This is a genomic window from Polaribacter sp. KT25b, from assembly GCF_900105145.1.
Lineage (GTDB): Bacteria > Bacteroidota > Bacteroidia > Flavobacteriales > Flavobacteriaceae > Polaribacter.
In genome coordinates this window covers 2,732,242-2,750,299 of record NZ_LT629752.1, presented here as the reverse complement: position 1 = coordinate 2,750,299, position 18,058 = coordinate 2,732,242, and the positions used below count along the sequence as shown (strand labels likewise).

Here is an 18,058-nt window from a genome sequence, read left to right as displayed (position 1 = left end):
TAAAATGAAAACAAAATCAGAATTTTTAAGTGGAGAAATGGTTGATCTATTAAACTATAGAGTAGAGCAAGAAGAGTATTCTTCTAGATTATATTTATCAATGTCTACTTGGTTAGATGATGAAGGTTTTGCAGGTGCAGCTAAGTTATTTAAACAATATAGTAATGAAGAACTTGTACACGCAACTAAGGCAAAAAAAATGCTTTTGGCAAATGGAATAAGACCAATTACACCTGCCTTAAAACAACCAAAACAAGATTATTTAAGTCTTCCTGATGTAATTATTGCGGCATTAGCACATGAAAAAGAAATTACCAGACAATGTTATGATCTTACTAAAGTAGCACATAAAGAAGGAAATTTTATGGTAGTAGAATTAGGTTTATGGTATTGTAAAGAGCAAGCAGAAGAACTTAATAAAGTACAATATTTAATAGGTCGTTTAGAAGCTTTTGGCGAAGAATTAAGCATGTTAAGAGAGCTAGATGAAGAAATGGGAGAATTAGCAGATTAGTTTGATAATTAAATTGAGATAAATAATAATATTAAAAATCAAATAAAATGTCACACATTATAATCGTTTCTTTTAAAGAAGAAACAAAAGCAATTGATGCTTTGCATAAAATTAAAGAATTAGATGATTATGGAGATATTACGCTCTATGAAGATATGATGATTCGTAAAAAAGAAAACAATCAATACCAAGTACTAAACGATGAAACAGAAGGTGAAGGATGGAGAACTTTTACAGGAATGGCTCTTGGAGGTCTTATTGGCGCAATAGCAGGACCTGTAGGGTTAATTATAGGACTTTATTCTGGAACATTAGTAGGTGCTATTTTTGATGGTAGTCATTTTAATTTTGAGAAAAATTTTATTCAGAAAGTTAGTAATAAAATGGAAATTGGTGAAATTGTGATTATCGCAGAAGTAAATGAAGATAGTGATATTTTTATTGATAATGCTATGAAACCTTTTAGTTCAGAAATTATAAGAAGTGAAGCAGAAATAGAATATGATATTTATGTAGATGAACATATTGAAGATCTAGAAGATAAAATTGAAGATGAACGCGAAAAAATTAAAAAAGCTACAAAAGAAGAAAAAGTAAAAATTAATACTAAAATAGCCAATTTAAAAGCAAAAAGAAATGCTAAGATAGCAGAATTAGAAGCAAAAAGAAAATCGACTTTAGAGGAAATAAAGAATAAAACCAAAGTTCGAATTAACAAATTAGAAGCGAGTCTTAAAGGTTATGAGGATTCTATTTCCGATTCAATTACTAAAGCAAAAGTAAATAGAATTCAGAAAAAAATTAATAAACAAAAATCGAAATTAAGTAAACTTAACAAACTTTTAGAAGAAGTTCTTCTTTAAGGTGAAGTACTTAAAAATTCATTTTTATTAAACAATAAAAAAGGATAATGGGAAAGTTGATTCTTGTAAGACATGGAAAAAGTGTTTGGAATTTAGCAAATAGATTTACAGGATGGACCGATATTGATATAGCGCCAGAAGGTGTAGAAGAAGCCAAAATAGCTGGTGAGCTTATTAGAGATCATCATATATCAATAGACATTTGTTTTTCATCTTATTTAAAAAGAGCAATAAAAACAGGTGAAATTATTTTAGAAACTGCAAATATGATGCAAGTAGATTTTATTAAAAGTTGGAAGCTAAATGAACGTAATTATGGTGCTTGGCAAGGAAGAAATAAAGAAGATGTAAAAAACGAAGTTGGAGCAGAATTGTTTTGGAAAATTAGGAGAGGGTTTAGTACACCGCCTCCTAGTTTATCAATTGATGATGAAAGGCATCCAAAATTTGACCCAAAATACAATCATGTTTCTATAAATGATTTACCTAGAAGTGAATCTTTAGAGCAAACAAAAGAAAGAACTGTTCAATATTTCTTTGAAGCCATTGTACCAGAATTAGTAAAAGGAAAAACGGTTTTAGTTTCGGCTCATGGTAATTCTAATCGTGCTTTAATAGGTCATATTGAAAATATTGTTTCTTCGGATATGCCAAAAGTTGAAGTAAAAACGGGCGTTTTAAACATCTATGAGTTTAACAATAATATGAGTTTAAAAGAGCAATATAAATTAGAACAATTAAGTGAATTAAAAATTTAAACATAAAGATATGAAAACAAATATTTTATCCTTAACCATAATGATATTTATGGCAGGAACACTTTTAACAAGTTGTGGACAAGCATCTAAAAAAGATGCAAATTCTGTTAAAGAAGACGTAAAAGAGCTCAATAAAGATTTAGTAAAAGGAGCAAAGGATACTAATGTAGAAATTAAAACTGCTGTTAAAGCTAATTGGGAACAATTTAAAACTTCATCAGATTTAGCAATTGAAAATACAGAAAAACAGATTGAAGTTTTAAGAACTAAAATAGCTAATGCTAATAAAAGTGAAAAAGAAAAGTTAACAAAAGCTCTTGATAAGTTAGAACAAAAAAATAAAGAACTTAAAGAAAAGTTAGCAAAACGTGGCAAAGAGTTTAAAGAAAATATGATTGATTTTAATGAGTCTGCTAAAGAAAATGAGCAAAAATTCGAAAGAGAATTTACACATGATATGAATGAATTAGGAGCCGCTTTAAAGGATCTCTTTAAAAACAATGTGCAGTAATTTTTATAAAAAATAAAATTATGGCAACTACAATTATAAGTTCAGCACAATCTGTAGTAAAAAATTGGTGGATTTCTTTATTACTAGGAATTCTATACATTATTGCAGGAGTTTGGGTTTTTCAAACACCAATAGCAAGTTATGTGTCATTAAGTATTGTTTTTAGTGTATTCATATTTGTTTCAGGTATTTCTCAAATTATATTTTCAATTTCTAATAAAGATGATATTGAAGGTTGGGGTTGGTATCTCGCAGGTGGTATTTTAGATTTAATGGTAGGAATATTATTAATCTCTCATCCATTAATGACAATGACAATTTTACCATTTTACGTTGGTTTCTGGTTATTATTTCAAGGTTTTATGGTTATTGGTTTGTCCTTTCAATTTAAATCTGCTGATGTACCTAACTGGGGATGGCTTTTGTTTTTAGGAATTATGACTTTACTGTTTTCATTTCTTCTATTAGCGAACCCAATTTTTGCGGGTTTAAGTATTATTTATATGACTGCTTTTGCCTTTATAAGTGCAGGTATATCTAGAATATTTCTAGCAATTGGTTTAAAAAAAGTTAAGAACACTTTTAAATAAGAGTACTTAAAAAAAAGTAGTGTTATAACTATAAAAAGGTATAAGTTTTTTTAATTAAGTCTGTTGTTTGTTACTCTAAGGATGAACACCTGAGTTAATAACAAACATTAAAAACTGACTTATAAAAAACTCGCGACCAGTTATAACGCTACTTTTTGATACACATTATGATAATTATAAAATATAGAAATAATGAAAGTAAAAACAAAAGAAACTAAAGCCTATTTAGTAGGTGGAGGTATCGGATCTATGGCAGCTGCTTCATTTATGATCAGAGATGCTAAGATTCCTGGAGAAAATATTACAATTTATGAAGAATTACCTGTATTGGGTGGTGTTTTGGATGCAGCTGGTAATGCAGAAAGTGGTTACTCAATGCGCGGAGGACGTATGTTATGTGCGGATATTTATGAGTGCATGTGGTCACTAATGAAAACGATTCCATCATTAACAGACCCTAATAAATCTGTTTATGATGAAACTGTAGAATTCAATAAAGTAGTTAAAACAGATGCTCATGCACGTATTATCAATAAAAATCGTGCAGTTCCTGATCTTTCTTCATTGGGTTTATCAATGCACAATCGTTTTGAACTTTTGAGACTATTAGAAACTAGTGAGGAAAAACTTGGTAATGATAGAATTACAGATTGGTTATCGCCAGAACTTTTAGAATCAAATTTTTGGTACATGTGGATTACGTCATTTGCTTTTGAACCTTGGCATAGTGCTGTAGAGTTTAAACGCTATATGCATCGTTTTTTAAAGCAGTTTACACAAATTGCAACTATGGGAGGGATTTCACGTACCGTATACAATGAATATGATTCAATTGTACGTCCTCTAGAAGCATGGTTGGTAGAAAAAGGAGTTAAGATTTTAAAAGGACACAAGGTTACCGACTTAAATCTCGATTTTGATGATGAAGATGGCAAATGGGCTGTAAATAAGCTAGAATACGTTTATAAAGGAAAAACAGAAACGATTCCTATTAGTAAGAATGATTTGGTGTTTTTCCAAAATGGTTCTATGGGAGACGCAACTAGTATTGGGTCAATGACAAGCCCACCAAAACATTTAACAAAAGAAGATAGTAAAGGTTGGGTGCTATGGGAAAAACTTGCAAAAGGACGTCCAGAATTTGGAAATCCTGCTGTATTTAATTCTAGCATACCAGAATCTAATTGGGAGTCATTTATCGTAACCTTAAAAGACCCTGTGTTTTTTGATAAAATGGAAGAATTAACAGGTAACAAACATGGTACAGGTGCACTAGTTACTTTCAAAGATTCAAATTGGTTATTGTCAATAGTACTTAAACACCAAAGACGTTACCCACAACAACCAGATGGTGTACAAGTGTTTTGGGGCTATTCTTTAAGACCAGATCGCATTGGTGACTTTGTTAGTAAATCAATGACAGATTGTAATGGTAAAGATATTCTCAAAGAAATTTGTGGTCACCTTCGCTTTGATATGGATGAGGTGTTTTCAAAAGCAACTTGTATTCCTTGCAAAATGCCATATATCACTAGTATGTTTATGCCTCGTACAAATACGGATAGACCATTACCAGTGCCAAAAACATCAAGAAATTTGGCCTTTGTAAGTCAGTTTGTAGAAATACCATACGATACTGTTTTTACCGTTGAATATTCTGTTAGAGCAGCACAGATGGCAGTTTATGAATTATTGGATATTGATTTGGAAATTCCACCAATTACACGACACGACAAAAATTTAAAAGTGAATCTTGAAGCAGCTCTTAGAACATTAAAAAATTAAGTAACAAGTCCTCAAGAAAGGTAGTCGCTTTTCTTGAGGAAAAAAAATAAAATTATGAAGCGACATAAAAACAAAAATCCAAAAGACGCTAAAGTATATCTCATTGGAAGCGGAATAGCGTCGCTTGCAAGTGCTGTTTATTTGGTTAAAGACGCTGGTTTGCAAGGAAAAAATATTCATATTTTAGAAAAAGACAATATTCTTGGTGGTGCTTTAGATGGCGCAGGAAATGAAGAAGACGGTTATGTGGTTAGAGGAGGAAGAATGCACGAAAAACATTATGAGTGCTACTGGGATTTACTATCCTATATTCCATCTTTAGAAGACCCTAAGGTTTCTGTAAGAGATGAATCGTTTGAATTTAATGAGAGGTTTGTGTCAAATGGAAAAGCGAGGTTATTAAAAGAAGGAAAAAAACTAGATGTTTCTTCCTATGGACTTTCACTTAAACAGCAAGCAGATTTCTTAAAACTATTAATGACGTCTGAAAAATTATTAGAGAACAAAAGAATTGAAGATTGGTATGATCACGATTTTTTTGAAACTAATTTCTGGTACATATGGTCTACAATGTTTGCTTTTCAAAAATGGAGTAGTGTTGCAGAAATGAGAAGATACATGAGACGTTTAATTCATTTAGTAGATGGACTTTATCGTTTAGGAGGTGTAATGCGTACAAAATATAATCAGTACGATTCAGTAGTGCGTCCTATGAAAAAATATCTAGAAGACAGAGGTGTTAACTTTGATATGGAATGTGAGGTTATTGATGTCGATTTTGATTTGTCATCAGATAAAAAAACAGCGACTGTAATACATTTAAAAGATAAGAATGAAATAGTACTTGGTGAAAACGATTACGTTTTTATTACCAATGGTTCTATAACCGATAGTACAGATAATGGTGCTTGGGATAGACCTTCAAAACTCAAGGGAGTTGCAGAATCTGGGTCTTGGAAACTATGGAAAAACATAGCTAAAAAAGATGAGGCTTTTGGTAATCCTGGTGTTTTCTGTGACAATATAGATTTACAAAAATGGTATTCATTTACAGCAACATTAAAAGATAGTACTTTCCATGATTATATGGAGAATTTTTCGGGTAATGTTGATGGTACAGGTGGTTTAGTAACTATGACTGATTCTAATTGGTTGATGTCTATAGTTATTGCACGTCAACCACATTTTCCAAATCAACCCAAAGATGTTAAGGTGTTTTGGGGATATGGTTTATATCCAGATAGAAAAGGAAATTATGTTAATAAAACGATGGCAGAATGTACAGGTGAAGAAATCTTAGAAGAGCTTTGGTATCATTTAAAAATTCAGAATTTAATGAAGCCTATTGTGTCTGCAGGAAAAGTAAACTGTATACCTACAGCAATGCCATTTATCGACAGCTTATTTATGCCAAGAGCGTATGGAGATAGACCAGAAGTTTTAGTAGAAGGCGCATCTAATTTTGCCTTTTTAGGTCAGTTTGCAGAGGTACCAAAAGATATTGTATTTACGGTAGAATATTCTGTAAGAACTGCGCAAACTGCAGTTTATGGATTGTTTGAAACAGGAAAAAAAGTAATTCCTGTTTATCCTTCAATTCATGAAGCAAAATCGCTCATTAAAGCCGCGAAATCAATTAGTAGGTAGTAACTTATAATTTAGAATTATTTTGAAATGAAATTGCAAAGCAGTGTTATAACTGTAATCGGACATAAGCTTTTTTGGTATGGTTTGTTGTTTTGTATCGTTTGGGTAAATTCCCTAATAGGTACTACAGACATTAAGAATTGGCTTATAGAAAATACGTTAACCGTAATAGCACTGCTTTTTTTATTTTTTATGTATAAAAAATATCGTTTTAGTAATTTTAGTTACTTTCTTATATGTCTGTTTTTATGCCTGCATGTTTATGGTTCTAAATATACGTATGCAGAGAATTTATTTGGATTTTGGCTTCAAGATATATTTCATTCTTCAAGAAATCATTATGATAGATTAGTGCATTTCTGTTTTGGGTTTTTACTTTATTATCCTTTACAAGAAATTTTTATACAGTGGATTAAAATACCAAAGTATATCGCATTAAAAATACCAATTCTAATTATTATTTCTGCAAGTGCTTTGTACGAAATTATAGAATGGCTAGTTGCCGATGTTTTTTTTGTAGAAGAAGGTATTTCTTATTTAGGTACTCAAGGTGATGTTTGGGATGCTCAGAAAGATATGTCGGTTGCATTTTTAGGAGTTGTTTTTGCTGCTGTTTTGTGTCATGGTTGTAAACTTATTTATACAGCAAAAGATTGATGGTTAGAGTTTTACGGAATTTATTAGTTTTATTGAAAATGTTAAAAATATAATCTATCCTGACCTAGGTCAGGGTATTGTTTTTAAATATCTAATAACTTTATACGCTCATTAAAATACTTAATAAAATGAAAATAGCAAACATCGGTATTTCATCAAAAAATAAACAAAATTTAGCAGATCAACTATCAAAAGTATTAGCAGACGAATTTGTACTCTATTCAAAAACATTAAATTTCCACTGGAATATTGAAGGACCAGATTTTCATTCTGTACATCTTTATCTAGAAACTTTATATGAAGAACAACAAGAAGTTGTTGATACTGTTGCAGAAAAAATACGTATGCTTGGTCATTTTGTGCCTGCAACTTTAGAAAAGTATTTAGAATTAACACATTTAACAGAAAAAACAAAAGGAAAAAATGATAGTCAAAGTATATTTTCTGAATTGTTAGAAGATCACGAAAGTATTATTATTTTTCTTAGAGAAGAAATAAAGCCTATTGTAGAAAAATGGCATGCAGAAGGTATTAGCGATTACATTACAGGACTAATGGAGCAACATGAAAAGACTGCTTGGATGCTAAGGTCTCATTTAGAGTGAATTATTACTTACTTACTTACTTACTTACTTACTTACTTACTTATGAAGTGGATAAAAAACTCAAACAATACTTAGCTATTTGGGTTTTTGATTAGATAAAATTAAATTTTAATATTATAATAACCATGCTTAGAAATATTAAACGTTTGCTTTGGGGATTACTTGTTGGAGTAACTGTTTTGTGGATATTGGCAAATGTTCCTTTTCCTGATACAATTACAAGCAAGATTATTCGTCATTTATCTATTCAATATTCGGGTGTCATAGGTATTGGAGTTATGAGTGTTGCTATGATACTTGCACTTCGTCCCGTTTGGTTAGAACCTATACTTGGTGGATTGGATAAATCCTACAGGCTTCACAAATGGTTGGGAATTGTTGGTTTAGCAGCAGCTATTTTTCACTGGATAGCTACTAAAGCTCCCTATTGGTTATCAAGCCTTGGTTTAATAGCAGGTGGTCGAGGTCGTGGTGGTGGGCCAGATTCAAAATCAGATTCACTTAATCAGATTCAGGCATTTTTTGATGGTCTTCATAATCCAGCAAAGTTTATTGGAGAATGGGCATTCTATGGATTGGTTTTTTTAATTGTATTGGCATTAATTAAACGATTTCCCTACCGACTTTTTGCGAAGACTCACACGTTAATAGCTGTGGTTTATTTAGCTTTAGTTTTTCACACAGTTGTATTATTAGATTTTGCGTCATGGACACAACCATTGGGTATTATAATGGCACTTTTATTAGTTGCAGGTGTACTTTCAGCCATACTTGTATTAACGCGTCAAGTTGGTAAACGACGAAAGGTTGAGGGAACTATTGTAGAGCAGTATTATTATCCAAAGATGAAGGTGTTAGAAACTTTAATTCTATTAAAAGATGGCTGGAAAGGACACAAGAGTGGACAGTTTGCTTTTGTTAGTTTTGATAAAAAGGAAGGACAGCATCCTTATACAATTGCTTCTGACTGGAATCCAAATAATCCTACTATTATGTTTATCACCAAAGCATTGGGAGATTATACAAATCACTTGCCCGAAAAATTGAATATTGGAGATAAAGCAGTTATAGAAGGTCCTTATGGTTGTTTTACTTTTGATGATGAAGCGAAACGTCAAATTTGGATTGGTGGCGGAATTGGTATTACACCTTTTATTGCTCGAATGAAACATCTTGCCCATAATCCAACATCTAAACCAATTGATTTATTTCATTGTGTTAGTGAATTAGAACCAGATGCGTTGAATAAATTAACTGCTGATGCTAAAGCTGCTAATGTAAACCTACATATTACAATAGACAAAATAGATGGTCATTTATCTGGAGAAAAGCTACGTAAAATAGTACCTGATTGGAAGTCTGCTAGCGTTTGGTTTTGTGGTCCTGTTAGGTTTGGAAAAGCTATGCATAAAGATTTATTGAAAAACGGACTACCTCTTAAAAGGTTTCATCAAGAGCTCTTTAGTATGCGTTGATAAGTATAAATTACAAAAAAAAGAGATTAAGAATTAATATATAAAAAAAAATCAAAAAAATAGTAAGTATTGTATTCTTACTCACAATAATAGCTTGTGTACGAAAAGAACAAGTACCAGCATTAGATGAAAATGGAAATGAGAAAATAAAGGAAACTAAAATATATATTTTTAAAAACGCTCTTGTTTCTGTTGAACGTAGTAAAGTAGATTCATTAAAATTATCAGATGGCGAAATCCATTATTATGAAGTGATTTATCTTCTTGAAATGGGGAATTAATTGGATACAGGCCAAATCACTTTCCGAGTTGGCAGGTGGCTATTTGGTAACATTACATTCTGATTTAGAAAATGAATTTGTTTTCAATCATTATAGATTATGATAAACTACCTAAATAAAATTGTGCTCTTTGTTAAAATTTTCAAAAAATATTTTAGACTGATTTGGGTCAGTGTCAGTGTTTTATAATCACAATACCTTTGGTCTATTATTAATTAAAATATATAATATTATGAGAACAGATTTAAGTATTAAAGAAGATGTTTTGGATGAACTAGAATGGCAACCAAGCATAGATGAAACACAAATTGGTGTAATTGTTAATGATGGTATTGTAACTCTAACAGGAACTGTAGATAGTTATGCAAAAAAAAGAGAAGCAGAAAAAGCAGCTAAAAGTGTATTTGGGGTAAAAGCAGTAGCAGAAGATATTGTGGTTAAATATGCTACAACTTCGCATAAATCTGATACAGAAATTGCAGAAGCAGCAGTAAGCGCATTAAAATGGAATATTTCTGTACCTGAAAATAAAATTGATGTTAAAGTAGAAGATGGTTGGATTTATTTAACTGGAGAAGTAATGTGGGCTTTTCAAAAAAATGCTGCTAAAAAAGCTGTGCAGAACTTAACAAGTGTAAAATACGTAGTAAATAATATTACATTAAAAAATAATATTGATACTAGTGATATTAAAGACAAAATTAAAAAAGCATTTGAGCGTTCTGCAGATATTGATGCAAAAGATATAACTGTTAAAGCAGATGGTCATACTGTAAAATTAACAGGTAAAGTACATTCATTAAAAGAAAAAGATGAAGCTAGAAATACAGCCTATTATGCTCCTGGAGTTTGGACTGTAGATAATGAATTAGAAGTTGTTTACTAACTCTTAAAAAAAGATTATAAGAAATAATGATGTTATTTTTTATAGAGAATTGCCCTAATTCAGTTAAATGAGTTAGGGCAATTTTTTATACTGATTCAGATCAGTTGTTAATATAATTGACTGTATTAATTTTGAAGTAAGTTTATTTATCAGATATAAAAAAATGAAATAATATTAATGATTATTGTTTTTTAAATCAATAAAAAACTGCGTGATTATTTGAGGTAAAAAATATAAGAATAAGTTAAAACTATAAAAATGAATTATAAAAATATAACTATTGCAGGAAGTGGTGTTTTAGGATACCAAATTGCATTTCAAACCGCTTTTCATGGGTTTCATGTAACTGTTTATGATATTAATGATGTCGTTTTAGAAAAAGCAAAAAACAAATTTAATAGTTTAAGTATAGCTTATAAAAATGATTTAAATGCAACACAAAAACAGCTTGATGAAACATATCAAAACCTGAGTTACACTTCAGATTTGACGGAAGCTGTAAAAAATGCAGATTTATTGATAGAAGCTGTGCCAGAAAATCCAACATTAAAAATTGATTTTTATAAAAAGTTGGCTAAAGTAGCGCCAGAAAAAACTGTTTTTGTAACCAATTCTTCAACTCTTTTGCCTAGTCATTTTGCAGAAGCAACAGGAAGACCTTCTAAGTTTTTAGCATTGTATTTTGCAAATAGTATTTGGATTCATAATACAGCAGAAATTATGGGACATTCTACAACAGATCCAAAAGTTTTTAAAGATATAGTAGCTTTTGCTAAATCAATTAATATGTTAGCGCTGCCTTTAAAAAAAGAACAACCAGGTTACATTCTTAATTCTTTGTTAGTGCCTTTGTTAAGTGCTGCAACAAATTTATTGGTAAATGAAATTGCAGATTCTGAAATTATAGATAAAACTTGGATGAAAGCAACAGGAGCTCCATTAGGTCCTTTTGGTATTTTAGATGTTGTTGGTATTACAACAGCTTATAATATTAATAAAATGGCTGCAGAAAATACAAAAGATGAGTTAAAAATAAAAACAGCAAAATATCTAAAAGAAAATTTTATTGATAAAAATAAATTAGGGGTTTCAACAGGAGAAGGGTTTTATAAATATCCCAATCCTGTTTTTAAAAAGTCAGATTTTTTAGAATAATTTAGAAGTATAATCATGAAATTTAAAAAAAATGAAAACAGATTTAGAAATTAAAAATGATGTATTAGAAGAATTAACTTGGTTGCCATATGTTTATGAAAACCAAATTGGAGTAATTGTAAAAGATGGCGTTGTAACACTTAATGGTCTTGTTTTTTCTTATCCAATTAAACTAGCAGTTGAAAAAGCTGTAAAAAACATAGTAGGTGTAAAGGCTTTTGCAGAAGAACTAAAAGTAGGATATATTTCATCACTCAACAAAAATGACACAGAAATTGCAAATTCGGCAATAAATGCGATAGAATGGAACGCTTCTGTACCTAATAATAAAGTAATTGTAGAGGTTCAAAATGGATGGATTACACTTTCTGGAACTCTTGAGCATGCTTTTCAAAGAGATGCAGCAAAACGCACAGTAGGAGGTTTAACAGGTGTAAAAGGAGTAACAAATTTAATTATATTAGAACAAGCTGAAAAGTCAAATGATATAGAAGAAAAAATTATAAAAGCTTTTAATCGTTCTTCAATTATTGATGCAGAAGGTATAAAAGTAGAAACTACTAATCATGCTGTAAAATTATCAGGTAAAGTACATTCGCTTGCGCAAAAAGAAGAAGCTCAAAAAACAGCATTTAATGCACCTGGAGTTTATGAAGTACAAAATGAGTTGAAGGTAGAATACTAAATCTAAATGATGAAGATAGTTTCTTGGAATGTAAATGGCATAAGAGCTTTAGTAAAAAAGGATTTATTTAAAGCTATAGAAATTTTAAGCCCAGATATTTTATGTTTACAAGAAACAAGAGCACAAAATCAGGAAATTGAAGAAGCCTTATTACCACTTAAAAATTATAGAAAGTATTTTAATTCTGCAGAAAAAAAAGGATATTCAGGAACCGCTATTTTAAGTAAATCAAAATCCATTTTAAGTGATAATTTTGTAAATATTTCAGCAAAAAAACAAGAAGGAAGAATACAATGTGTAGCGTTTGAAAACTTTTATTTGGTAAATGTTTATGTGCCTAATTCTGGACAAAAATTAGAACGGTTGAATTTTAGAAAACAATGGGATATTGATTTTCTCAACTATATAAAAGATTTAGAGAAAACAAAACCCGTTATTATTTGTGGCGATTTTAATGTTGCCCATAAAGCAATAGATCTTAAAAATGACAAATCTAACTACAATAAAACGGCAGGTTATACACAAATTGAAATTGATGGAATCGATCATTTAATCAAAGCAGGTTTTATAGATTCCTTTAGATATTTTTATCCAGATAAGATTGCTTATACATTTTGGAGTTATCGTTTTAAATCGAGAGAGAGGAATACGGGTTGGAGAATTGATTATTTTCTGATAAGTAAATCTTTGATAAAAAAAGTGAAAGGAGTTGCTATTTATTCAGATATTTTTGGTTCTGATCATTGCCCAATCTCTTTAGAAATTGATGTTTGAATTGATAAAAGGAATTAAATTTTATATGATTAATTGAAATAAAGTAGAAAACAAAAGAGGCTTTTTAATGAATGTCAAATTTTGATTTTTAAAACACAATCTTTTTAAAACTGATTATCATACAAAAACATATTTAATAGATTAGAACAAATAGAAAATTCTTGTAAAGATTTTGAAGTTTCTAGAATGCGTGTTAAAAAAGCAAAATAAAAATTGAGTTTAATAGTGAAGTCTAAAAAATAAATTACTAATTAAGTTTTAGTTTATTCACTAAAAAATTACTGGGTTAAATTTTCGTGTATTAAAATTCGTTTTGTTATTCTGATGAACTTTTATCAAACCTACTATTTGGTAAGCCAATTAAACTTCTTAAAAGACCATGAATAATTGCAATTGGCAATAAAAAAACTCCTATTATTAATGTTCCAAGTTCAAAAAATAAGGAACTATCTTTATATGGTTTTCCTTTTAATCTAGCTTGAAAAGCACTAAACGGAATGCCGAATATATTACCAACAGTCATTATTTGAATAACAGAAAGTATAATATTTGCATTTTTATTTCCATATTCTTTTACAATTGAATCGAAAGCGTATTTTTTAGGATAACCTCTAGTGTCTGCATAATATTGAGCAAACATAATTGCTTTAGCTTCTTCTGGTTTTATAAAATGATTTTCACCACTTAAAAAACTACTTATTTCTTCGCCACTCATGCCTTGACGCAAAGCCATTTTAGTGTGTCCATAAGAGCAAATGACACAACCATTTACTTCAGTTACCGCTAATTGTAATCGTTTTACAAAATCATTATCAATTAATTTATTTTTACTGTTTTCCATCATTTTTATAATGGCTCTTGGTAGATAAACAGAAGCACTATACAATTCACCTAAACTAAATTTATTTTTAAACTCGGTTTGTAATTTTATAGCTTTAGGTTTTTGGGTGTCTGTTTTCATTTTTTGAAGATATCAATTATTATTTTAACTAACTTTTTTTACTTGATGTTTATAAAATAAATGAATTTAATAAAGAGGATTCTAAAAAAGCAAGGCAGTAATATATTTGCATTTTAAGAATCCTCTTTATTCATTAGTTTTTTAATTACTACTAATCCATAATTTCAAAAGTTACTTTAGTGGTTATACCATATTGTACAACTTGATTATCGCTAACTTTTGCTTCCATATCTTTTATGTAAACAGATTTAATAATTTTTACTGTTTTGGAAACTTCAGAAACAACATTTTTAACAGCATCATCAAAACTTACGGTAGAATTTCCTAATACTTCAATTACTTTTAATACTGATATAACATCTTATTTTTATTATTAATAATTATCAAAAATATAAGTAATTGATTATGTGTAAAATGACCTGAGTCAGACTGAGAATAGATTTAAAATTTATTTAGTTAAAGACTATTTTTTTGATGTTTCGTCTTTAAAAGTTTTTCACTTAATTTAAAAAAAAACACCAACTGATTGAGGTCATTTTGCCTATTTTCTAATCGTTATAAATTAGTAGTGCAATTACAGAAGCATAAAATATTTAATTAATTAAAATTTTAAAAAAATGAAAAAAATTATTCTAGGACTATTTTTAATCGGATTGGCAATACAATCTTATAGTCAAGAAGTGCTTTTTCAGGCAAAAATTAAAAAAGAAAAAGTGCCAATAGCAGTTATTGAGTCAGTTGGCGAAGAATTTGGATATTTAGAAGAAATTGAATTTTTTGCAGTACCAATAGTATTCATAGAAGAAGATGTATATATAAATAGCACTATTAATTCTGATGAAGATTATGAAACTTATCAAGTAGTTCTAAAAGCAAAAAATACTATAATTACTGCTACTTACGATAAAGAAGGTAAGTTATATAGTACTGTTGAGGTTGGTAAAGATATAGAGCCAGCTATTGAAGTTAAAGATGCAATGTTAAGTGCGTTTCCTGGTTGGGTTATAACAAAAGATCGTTATAAAATGACTCATTATTCTGGCAAACAAAAAAAAGAACGCTATAAATTTATTATTGCAAAAGGAAAAAGCGAAAAAGTAGTGTATATGAATGGAACTGGAGAAATCTTAAAAGTTCACAAAAAAATAAATTTAGAACTTTAAAATAAGTTTTAAAAAAATTACAATATTACTATTTATACTCAAAAAAAGATTGTGTAAAATTTGTTAGTTGATACGTGAACTTATTAAAATAAGTTCAGGAAAAAAGGGAGACTTTATTTGGTTGGCTCCCTTTTTTTTACAATTTAGAAATCCTTTTAGGATTTATTGATAATTTTTAATAATACATTCTGTTTAAAATGGAAAAAAGAATTTTATGTTATACTGATTTTTCTAAAAATGCATTAAATGCAATTCAGTATACAAGTAAGCTTTATGAGCAACAACCTTGCGTGTTTTATATTTTAAATGCTTTTCAAGCCGGAAAAGATGCATCAGATATTGAGGCATTAATACCAGAAACAGATAATGAAACTTATATATTAGATAAGAAAACATCCGAAGCGGGATTAAAAACAATAATAAATACTTTAAATTCTACTTCCAAAAGCACAAAGCATACTTATAAAACGATATCAAGTTTTAATTCTTTGTTATTTTCTTTAAAAGACGCTATAAAAAATAACGCTATAGATTTACTTGTTTTAGGATCTAAAAATACATTTAAGGAGGAAGAAGATGAAAATGTTCCGCTTGTAGATATAACAGAATATATTACAGAATGTTCCATTTTGATAGTTCCTAGTGATCACAAATTTAACGGACTTGATAAAATTGTACTTCCTATTGATTATGATGAAGCTTTACATGAAACCAATTTTTCTGAAATTCTTACTATTGCCAAATTACATCAATCAGAAATAAATATTTTACACATAAAAAAAGAACATCAATTGGATGAAGATCAGTTAGAAAATAAAAATAAACTAGCATCAATTTTGGTAGGACTAAAATATAATTTTCATACTCTTAAACGTATGAATGTAAATAAAGGGATTAATCTTTTTATAGAAGATGATACCTATAGTCTCATTGTTTTTATAAAAGGGAAAGTTGGTTTTATTAGTAATGAACTGCCAAGACCTTTGTTAAAAGAATTAGATTCTCATTTGTCTTTACCAGTATTGGTTATTAATGATCTTATTTTAGTAGAAAATTAGCGGTTTTTTTAGTAATAAAAAATTATTAAATTGATAAGATTATTAAGTCCTTATTTGTGGCTAAAGGAGCTTAATTTCCTTTTTATTTGATTTATTTCAGTATCATATCCTCTTACTATAAATAAATAATTTCCTCTGTGTAAAGCTTCTAAATAAAAAGAAGTTCTTTCTTTATTTATTCCTAAACCTCTTAAAATACCAAAAGGACCAGTTAACATAACGCCTATTTTTTTATGCTCTACTTCTTGTAAAAACATAGAAACAAGAAAACCTGCAATAAAAATAGTACCAATATTTGGGTTTGAAAGAATGCCAAAATCTAAAGGAGGTTCAAACAACGCAAGGCATTTTTTTTCCATTGATTTTTCTAAATTAATTTCATTTAATTTATCATCCAAATTTTCTTCATCAAGCTTACCAATAATTGTTACTTGCAGATTGTTGTTTTTTAATTTTTTAAGAATATTTACCGCTTTTTCAATTTGCTGAAATTCTGGATATGATTTTAATATAACTTCTTTATGTTGTGCTTCTGGAGTTTTCATTATAATTAAATAATGGTAATAAAATTACTCATCGTTTTTCAAATTTACTCTGATTTACTTAAAGAGGTAATGACCTAAGTCAGATGTGTGTTTTTATAGTTTTTTTAATTTTTTACTAGATTGACTTAGGTCATTCTATGAGTGTATAAGTTGAACTAAATTTGATATAGAAATTAAATTATGAACTCGCTTGCCTTTGGGTAAGTTTAAAAAATAAAATCATGTCAAACAATAATGAAAACACATTGTTAGCGCTATTAGCTGGAGCAGCAATAGGAGCAGGAATTGGCGTTTTGTATGCGCCAGATAAAGGTAAAAATACTAGAGGAAAAATTAAACACAAAGCAGAAGATATTAAGCACGATATTTCTGAACGTGTAAATCATGCCAAAGCAGATCTTACAAAATCTGTAAATGAAAAAAAACAGGAAATTAAAGAAAAACTAGATGAAACTATTTCTCACATGAATGGTAAAGCAGAAGATATCATTGCTAGTTTAGAAAGAAAGTTAGAAGAACTTAAAAAAATGGAGCCTCAGCAAAAATAATTATTATGGCTTTTAAAGAATTAAAAGAAAACGTATTAGAAGCAGATATTAATATTCAAGAATATTTTAAAAATAGTGAAGCTTATATTAAGCTTAAAAGTTTTAAAGTACTTATGCTTTGTATAACTTACATGTCTAAAATGCTGATAATTGGTGTTTTGGTAGCTATGTCTTTGTTAATAATATCTTTTGCTGTTGCTTTTAGGTTGGCACAGGTTTTAGAAAATACGTTTTATGGTTTTTTAATTGTTGGGTTATTTTATGTATTGGTAGTTTTGGTTTTTTATTTTTTTAGAGATAAACTAAATAGACCGTTGTTAAGAAAGTTTTCAAATTATTATTTTATAAATGATGATGTCAAATAGTTATAATTCTTTTGAAGAAATAAATAATCAGTTAAAAATTTTGAGTCTGAAAAAACAGATTAATAAACAACATATTAAACTTAATTTTCAAAACTCAAAAACTATCTTTAATGTTACTAATCTCAAAAACGAATTTAAAAGAGCGTTTCAAGAACAGTTACTCTCGTATGTAATTAATAATTTGTTAAAAAGATTTAGGTAACACAAAAGGGATTTTTGCTAAATAATTTTT

22 protein-coding genes are annotated in these 18,058 nt (G+C 29.1%); 19 read left to right on the top strand and 3 right to left on the bottom strand.

The genetic code is table 11. From position 1 onward, the window contains the following. The first annotated feature begins 4 nt into the window (after positions 1–4). From BLT70_RS11790 to BLT70_RS11725, 14 genes are all read left to right on the top strand, one after another. Positions 5–514, top strand: coding sequence for a ferritin (locus BLT70_RS11790; RefSeq protein ID WP_091894655.1), 510 nt, complete (start codon positions 5–7; stop codon positions 512–514). 47 nt (positions 515–561) lie between these two features. After that, a complete protein-coding gene (locus BLT70_RS11785) occupies positions 562–1,377 on the top strand; it encodes a DUF1269 domain-containing protein (protein WP_091894653.1) in 816 nt (271 codons plus the stop codon). 47 nt (positions 1,378–1,424) lie between these two features. Further along, entirely contained in the window at positions 1,425–2,135 is a 711-nt protein-coding gene (locus BLT70_RS11780; protein WP_091894651.1) for a 2,3-diphosphoglycerate-dependent phosphoglycerate mutase, read from the top strand. Positions 2,136–2,145: 10 nt separating this feature from the next. Further along, a complete protein-coding gene (locus BLT70_RS11775; protein ID WP_157691898.1) occupies positions 2,146–2,646 on the top strand; it encodes a hypothetical protein in 501 nt (166 codons plus the stop codon). A 20-nt stretch (positions 2,647–2,666) separates the two neighbouring features. Then, complete coding sequence (locus BLT70_RS11770) at positions 2,667–3,236, top strand: HdeD family acid-resistance protein (protein ID WP_091894647.1); 570 nt, start codon at positions 2,667–2,669, stop codon at positions 3,234–3,236. Positions 3,237–3,428: 192 nt separating this feature from the next. After that, a complete protein-coding gene (locus tag BLT70_RS11765; protein ID WP_091894645.1) occupies positions 3,429–5,021 on the top strand; it encodes an oleate hydratase in 1,593 nt (530 codons plus the stop codon). 54 nt (positions 5,022–5,075) lie between these two features. Beyond that, entirely contained in the window at positions 5,076–6,668 is a 1,593-nt protein-coding gene (locus BLT70_RS11760; protein WP_091894643.1) for an oleate hydratase, read from the top strand. A 27-nt stretch (positions 6,669–6,695) separates the two neighbouring features. Then, positions 6,696–7,325 carry a DUF2238 domain-containing protein gene (locus BLT70_RS11755; protein ID WP_091894641.1) on the top strand — a complete coding sequence of 210 codons (630 nt, stop codon included), beginning with the start codon at positions 6,696–6,698 and terminating at the stop codon, positions 7,323–7,325. Between the two features lie 128 nt (positions 7,326–7,453). After that, positions 7,454–7,930: a Dps family protein gene (locus tag BLT70_RS11750; protein ID WP_091894640.1), complete on the top strand. Its 477-nt coding sequence runs from the start codon at positions 7,454–7,456 to the stop codon at positions 7,928–7,930. A 125-nt stretch (positions 7,931–8,055) separates the two neighbouring features. Continuing rightward, entirely contained in the window at positions 8,056–9,405 is a 1,350-nt protein-coding gene (locus BLT70_RS11745; protein WP_091894638.1) for a ferric reductase-like transmembrane domain-containing protein, read from the top strand. 513 nt (positions 9,406–9,918) lie between these two features. Continuing rightward, complete coding sequence (locus BLT70_RS11740) at positions 9,919–10,572, top strand: BON domain-containing protein (RefSeq protein ID WP_091894636.1); 654 nt, start codon at positions 9,919–9,921, stop codon at positions 10,570–10,572. 258 nt (positions 10,573–10,830) lie between these two features. After that, complete coding sequence (locus BLT70_RS11735) at positions 10,831–11,727, top strand: 3-hydroxyacyl-CoA dehydrogenase (protein WP_091894634.1); 897 nt, start codon at positions 10,831–10,833, stop codon at positions 11,725–11,727. A 31-nt stretch (positions 11,728–11,758) separates the two neighbouring features. Further along, positions 11,759–12,412: a BON domain-containing protein gene (locus BLT70_RS11730; RefSeq protein WP_091894632.1), complete on the top strand. Its 654-nt coding sequence runs from the start codon at positions 11,759–11,761 to the stop codon at positions 12,410–12,412. 6 nt (positions 12,413–12,418) lie between these two features. Further along, positions 12,419–13,186, top strand: coding sequence for an exodeoxyribonuclease III (locus tag BLT70_RS11725; protein ID WP_368086337.1), 768 nt, complete (start codon positions 12,419–12,421; stop codon positions 13,184–13,186). 316 nt (positions 13,187–13,502) lie between these two features. Here the strand turns inward: BLT70_RS11725 and BLT70_RS11720 are convergent, their stop codons facing one another. Both BLT70_RS11720 and BLT70_RS11715 read right to left on the bottom strand, forming a co-directional pair. After that, positions 13,503–14,147, bottom strand: coding sequence for a carboxymuconolactone decarboxylase family protein (locus BLT70_RS11720; protein ID WP_091894628.1), 645 nt, complete (start codon positions 14,145–14,147; stop codon positions 13,503–13,505). 151 nt (positions 14,148–14,298) lie between these two features. After that, positions 14,299–14,484, bottom strand: a complete 186-nt coding sequence (locus BLT70_RS11715) for a dodecin family protein (protein WP_368086356.1) — start codon at positions 14,482–14,484, stop codon at positions 14,299–14,301. A 280-nt stretch (positions 14,485–14,764) separates the two neighbouring features. Here BLT70_RS11715 and BLT70_RS11710 point away from each other — a divergent pair, with 280 nt between their 5' ends. Further along, positions 14,765–15,310 carry a hypothetical protein gene (locus tag BLT70_RS11710; RefSeq protein WP_091894626.1) on the top strand — a complete coding sequence of 182 codons (546 nt, stop codon included), beginning with the start codon at positions 14,765–14,767 and terminating at the stop codon, positions 15,308–15,310. A 197-nt stretch (positions 15,311–15,507) separates the two neighbouring features. Further along, entirely contained in the window at positions 15,508–16,368 is an 861-nt protein-coding gene (locus tag BLT70_RS11705; RefSeq protein ID WP_091894624.1) for a universal stress protein, read from the top strand. Between the two features lie 50 nt (positions 16,369–16,418). Here the strand turns inward: BLT70_RS11705 and BLT70_RS11700 are convergent, their stop codons facing one another. Further along, complete coding sequence (locus BLT70_RS11700; RefSeq protein ID WP_091894622.1) at positions 16,419–16,913, bottom strand: hypothetical protein; 495 nt, start codon at positions 16,911–16,913, stop codon at positions 16,419–16,421. 221 nt (positions 16,914–17,134) lie between these two features. Between BLT70_RS11700 and BLT70_RS11695 the strand changes: the two genes are divergently transcribed. From BLT70_RS11695 to BLT70_RS17605, 3 genes are read left to right on the top strand one after another with little or no spacing between them, the layout of a single operon-like run. After that, positions 17,135–17,461 carry a YtxH domain-containing protein gene (locus BLT70_RS11695; RefSeq protein ID WP_091894620.1) on the top strand — a complete coding sequence of 109 codons (327 nt, stop codon included), beginning with the start codon at positions 17,135–17,137 and terminating at the stop codon, positions 17,459–17,461. Positions 17,462–17,466: 5 nt separating this feature from the next. Next, on the top strand, positions 17,467–17,826 hold the full coding sequence (locus BLT70_RS11690; RefSeq protein ID WP_091894618.1) for a hypothetical protein: 360 nt from the start codon (positions 17,467–17,469) through the stop codon (positions 17,824–17,826). Next, positions 17,810–18,028 carry a DUF6327 family protein gene (locus tag BLT70_RS17605; protein ID WP_368086336.1) on the top strand — a complete coding sequence of 73 codons (219 nt, stop codon included), beginning with the start codon at positions 17,810–17,812 and terminating at the stop codon, positions 18,026–18,028. The genes BLT70_RS11690 and BLT70_RS17605 overlap by 17 nt, the downstream gene beginning before the upstream one ends. The last annotated feature ends 30 nt before the right edge of the window (positions 18,029–18,058 follow it).

Coding starts and splice junctions, on each gene's coding strand:
- BLT70_RS11790 (WP_091894655.1), top strand. CDS start 5: ATGAAAACAAAATCAGAATTTTTAAGTGGAGAAATGGTTGATCTATTA.
- BLT70_RS11785 (WP_091894653.1), top strand. CDS start 562: ATGTCACACATTATAATCGTTTCTTTTAAAGAAGAAACAAAAGCAATT.
- BLT70_RS11780 (WP_091894651.1), top strand. CDS start 1,425: ATGGGAAAGTTGATTCTTGTAAGACATGGAAAAAGTGTTTGGAATTTA.
- BLT70_RS11775 (WP_157691898.1), top strand. CDS start 2,146: ATGAAAACAAATATTTTATCCTTAACCATAATGATATTTATGGCAGGA.
- BLT70_RS11770 (WP_091894647.1), top strand. CDS start 2,667: ATGGCAACTACAATTATAAGTTCAGCACAATCTGTAGTAAAAAATTGG.
- BLT70_RS11765 (WP_091894645.1), top strand. CDS start 3,429: ATGAAAGTAAAAACAAAAGAAACTAAAGCCTATTTAGTAGGTGGAGGT.
- BLT70_RS11760 (WP_091894643.1), top strand. CDS start 5,076: ATGAAGCGACATAAAAACAAAAATCCAAAAGACGCTAAAGTATATCTC.
- BLT70_RS11755 (WP_091894641.1), top strand. CDS start 6,696: ATGAAATTGCAAAGCAGTGTTATAACTGTAATCGGACATAAGCTTTTT.
- BLT70_RS11750 (WP_091894640.1), top strand. CDS start 7,454: ATGAAAATAGCAAACATCGGTATTTCATCAAAAAATAAACAAAATTTA.
- BLT70_RS11745 (WP_091894638.1), top strand. CDS start 8,056: ATGCTTAGAAATATTAAACGTTTGCTTTGGGGATTACTTGTTGGAGTA.
- BLT70_RS11740 (WP_091894636.1), top strand. CDS start 9,919: ATGAGAACAGATTTAAGTATTAAAGAAGATGTTTTGGATGAACTAGAA.
- BLT70_RS11735 (WP_091894634.1), top strand. CDS start 10,831: ATGAATTATAAAAATATAACTATTGCAGGAAGTGGTGTTTTAGGATAC.
- BLT70_RS11730 (WP_091894632.1), top strand. CDS start 11,759: ATGAAAACAGATTTAGAAATTAAAAATGATGTATTAGAAGAATTAACT.
- BLT70_RS11725 (WP_368086337.1), top strand. CDS start 12,419: ATGATGAAGATAGTTTCTTGGAATGTAAATGGCATAAGAGCTTTAGTA.
- BLT70_RS11720 (WP_091894628.1), bottom strand. CDS start 14,147: ATGAAAACAGACACCCAAAAACCTAAAGCTATAAAATTACAAACCGAG.
- BLT70_RS11710 (WP_091894626.1), top strand. CDS start 14,765: ATGAAAAAAATTATTCTAGGACTATTTTTAATCGGATTGGCAATACAA.
- BLT70_RS11705 (WP_091894624.1), top strand. CDS start 15,508: ATGGAAAAAAGAATTTTATGTTATACTGATTTTTCTAAAAATGCATTA.
- BLT70_RS11700 (WP_091894622.1), bottom strand. CDS start 16,913: ATGAAAACTCCAGAAGCACAACATAAAGAAGTTATATTAAAATCATAT.
- BLT70_RS11695 (WP_091894620.1), top strand. CDS start 17,135: ATGTCAAACAATAATGAAAACACATTGTTAGCGCTATTAGCTGGAGCA.
- BLT70_RS11690 (WP_091894618.1), top strand. CDS start 17,467: ATGGCTTTTAAAGAATTAAAAGAAAACGTATTAGAAGCAGATATTAAT.
- BLT70_RS17605 (WP_368086336.1), top strand. CDS start 17,810: ATGATGATGTCAAATAGTTATAATTCTTTTGAAGAAATAAATAATCAG.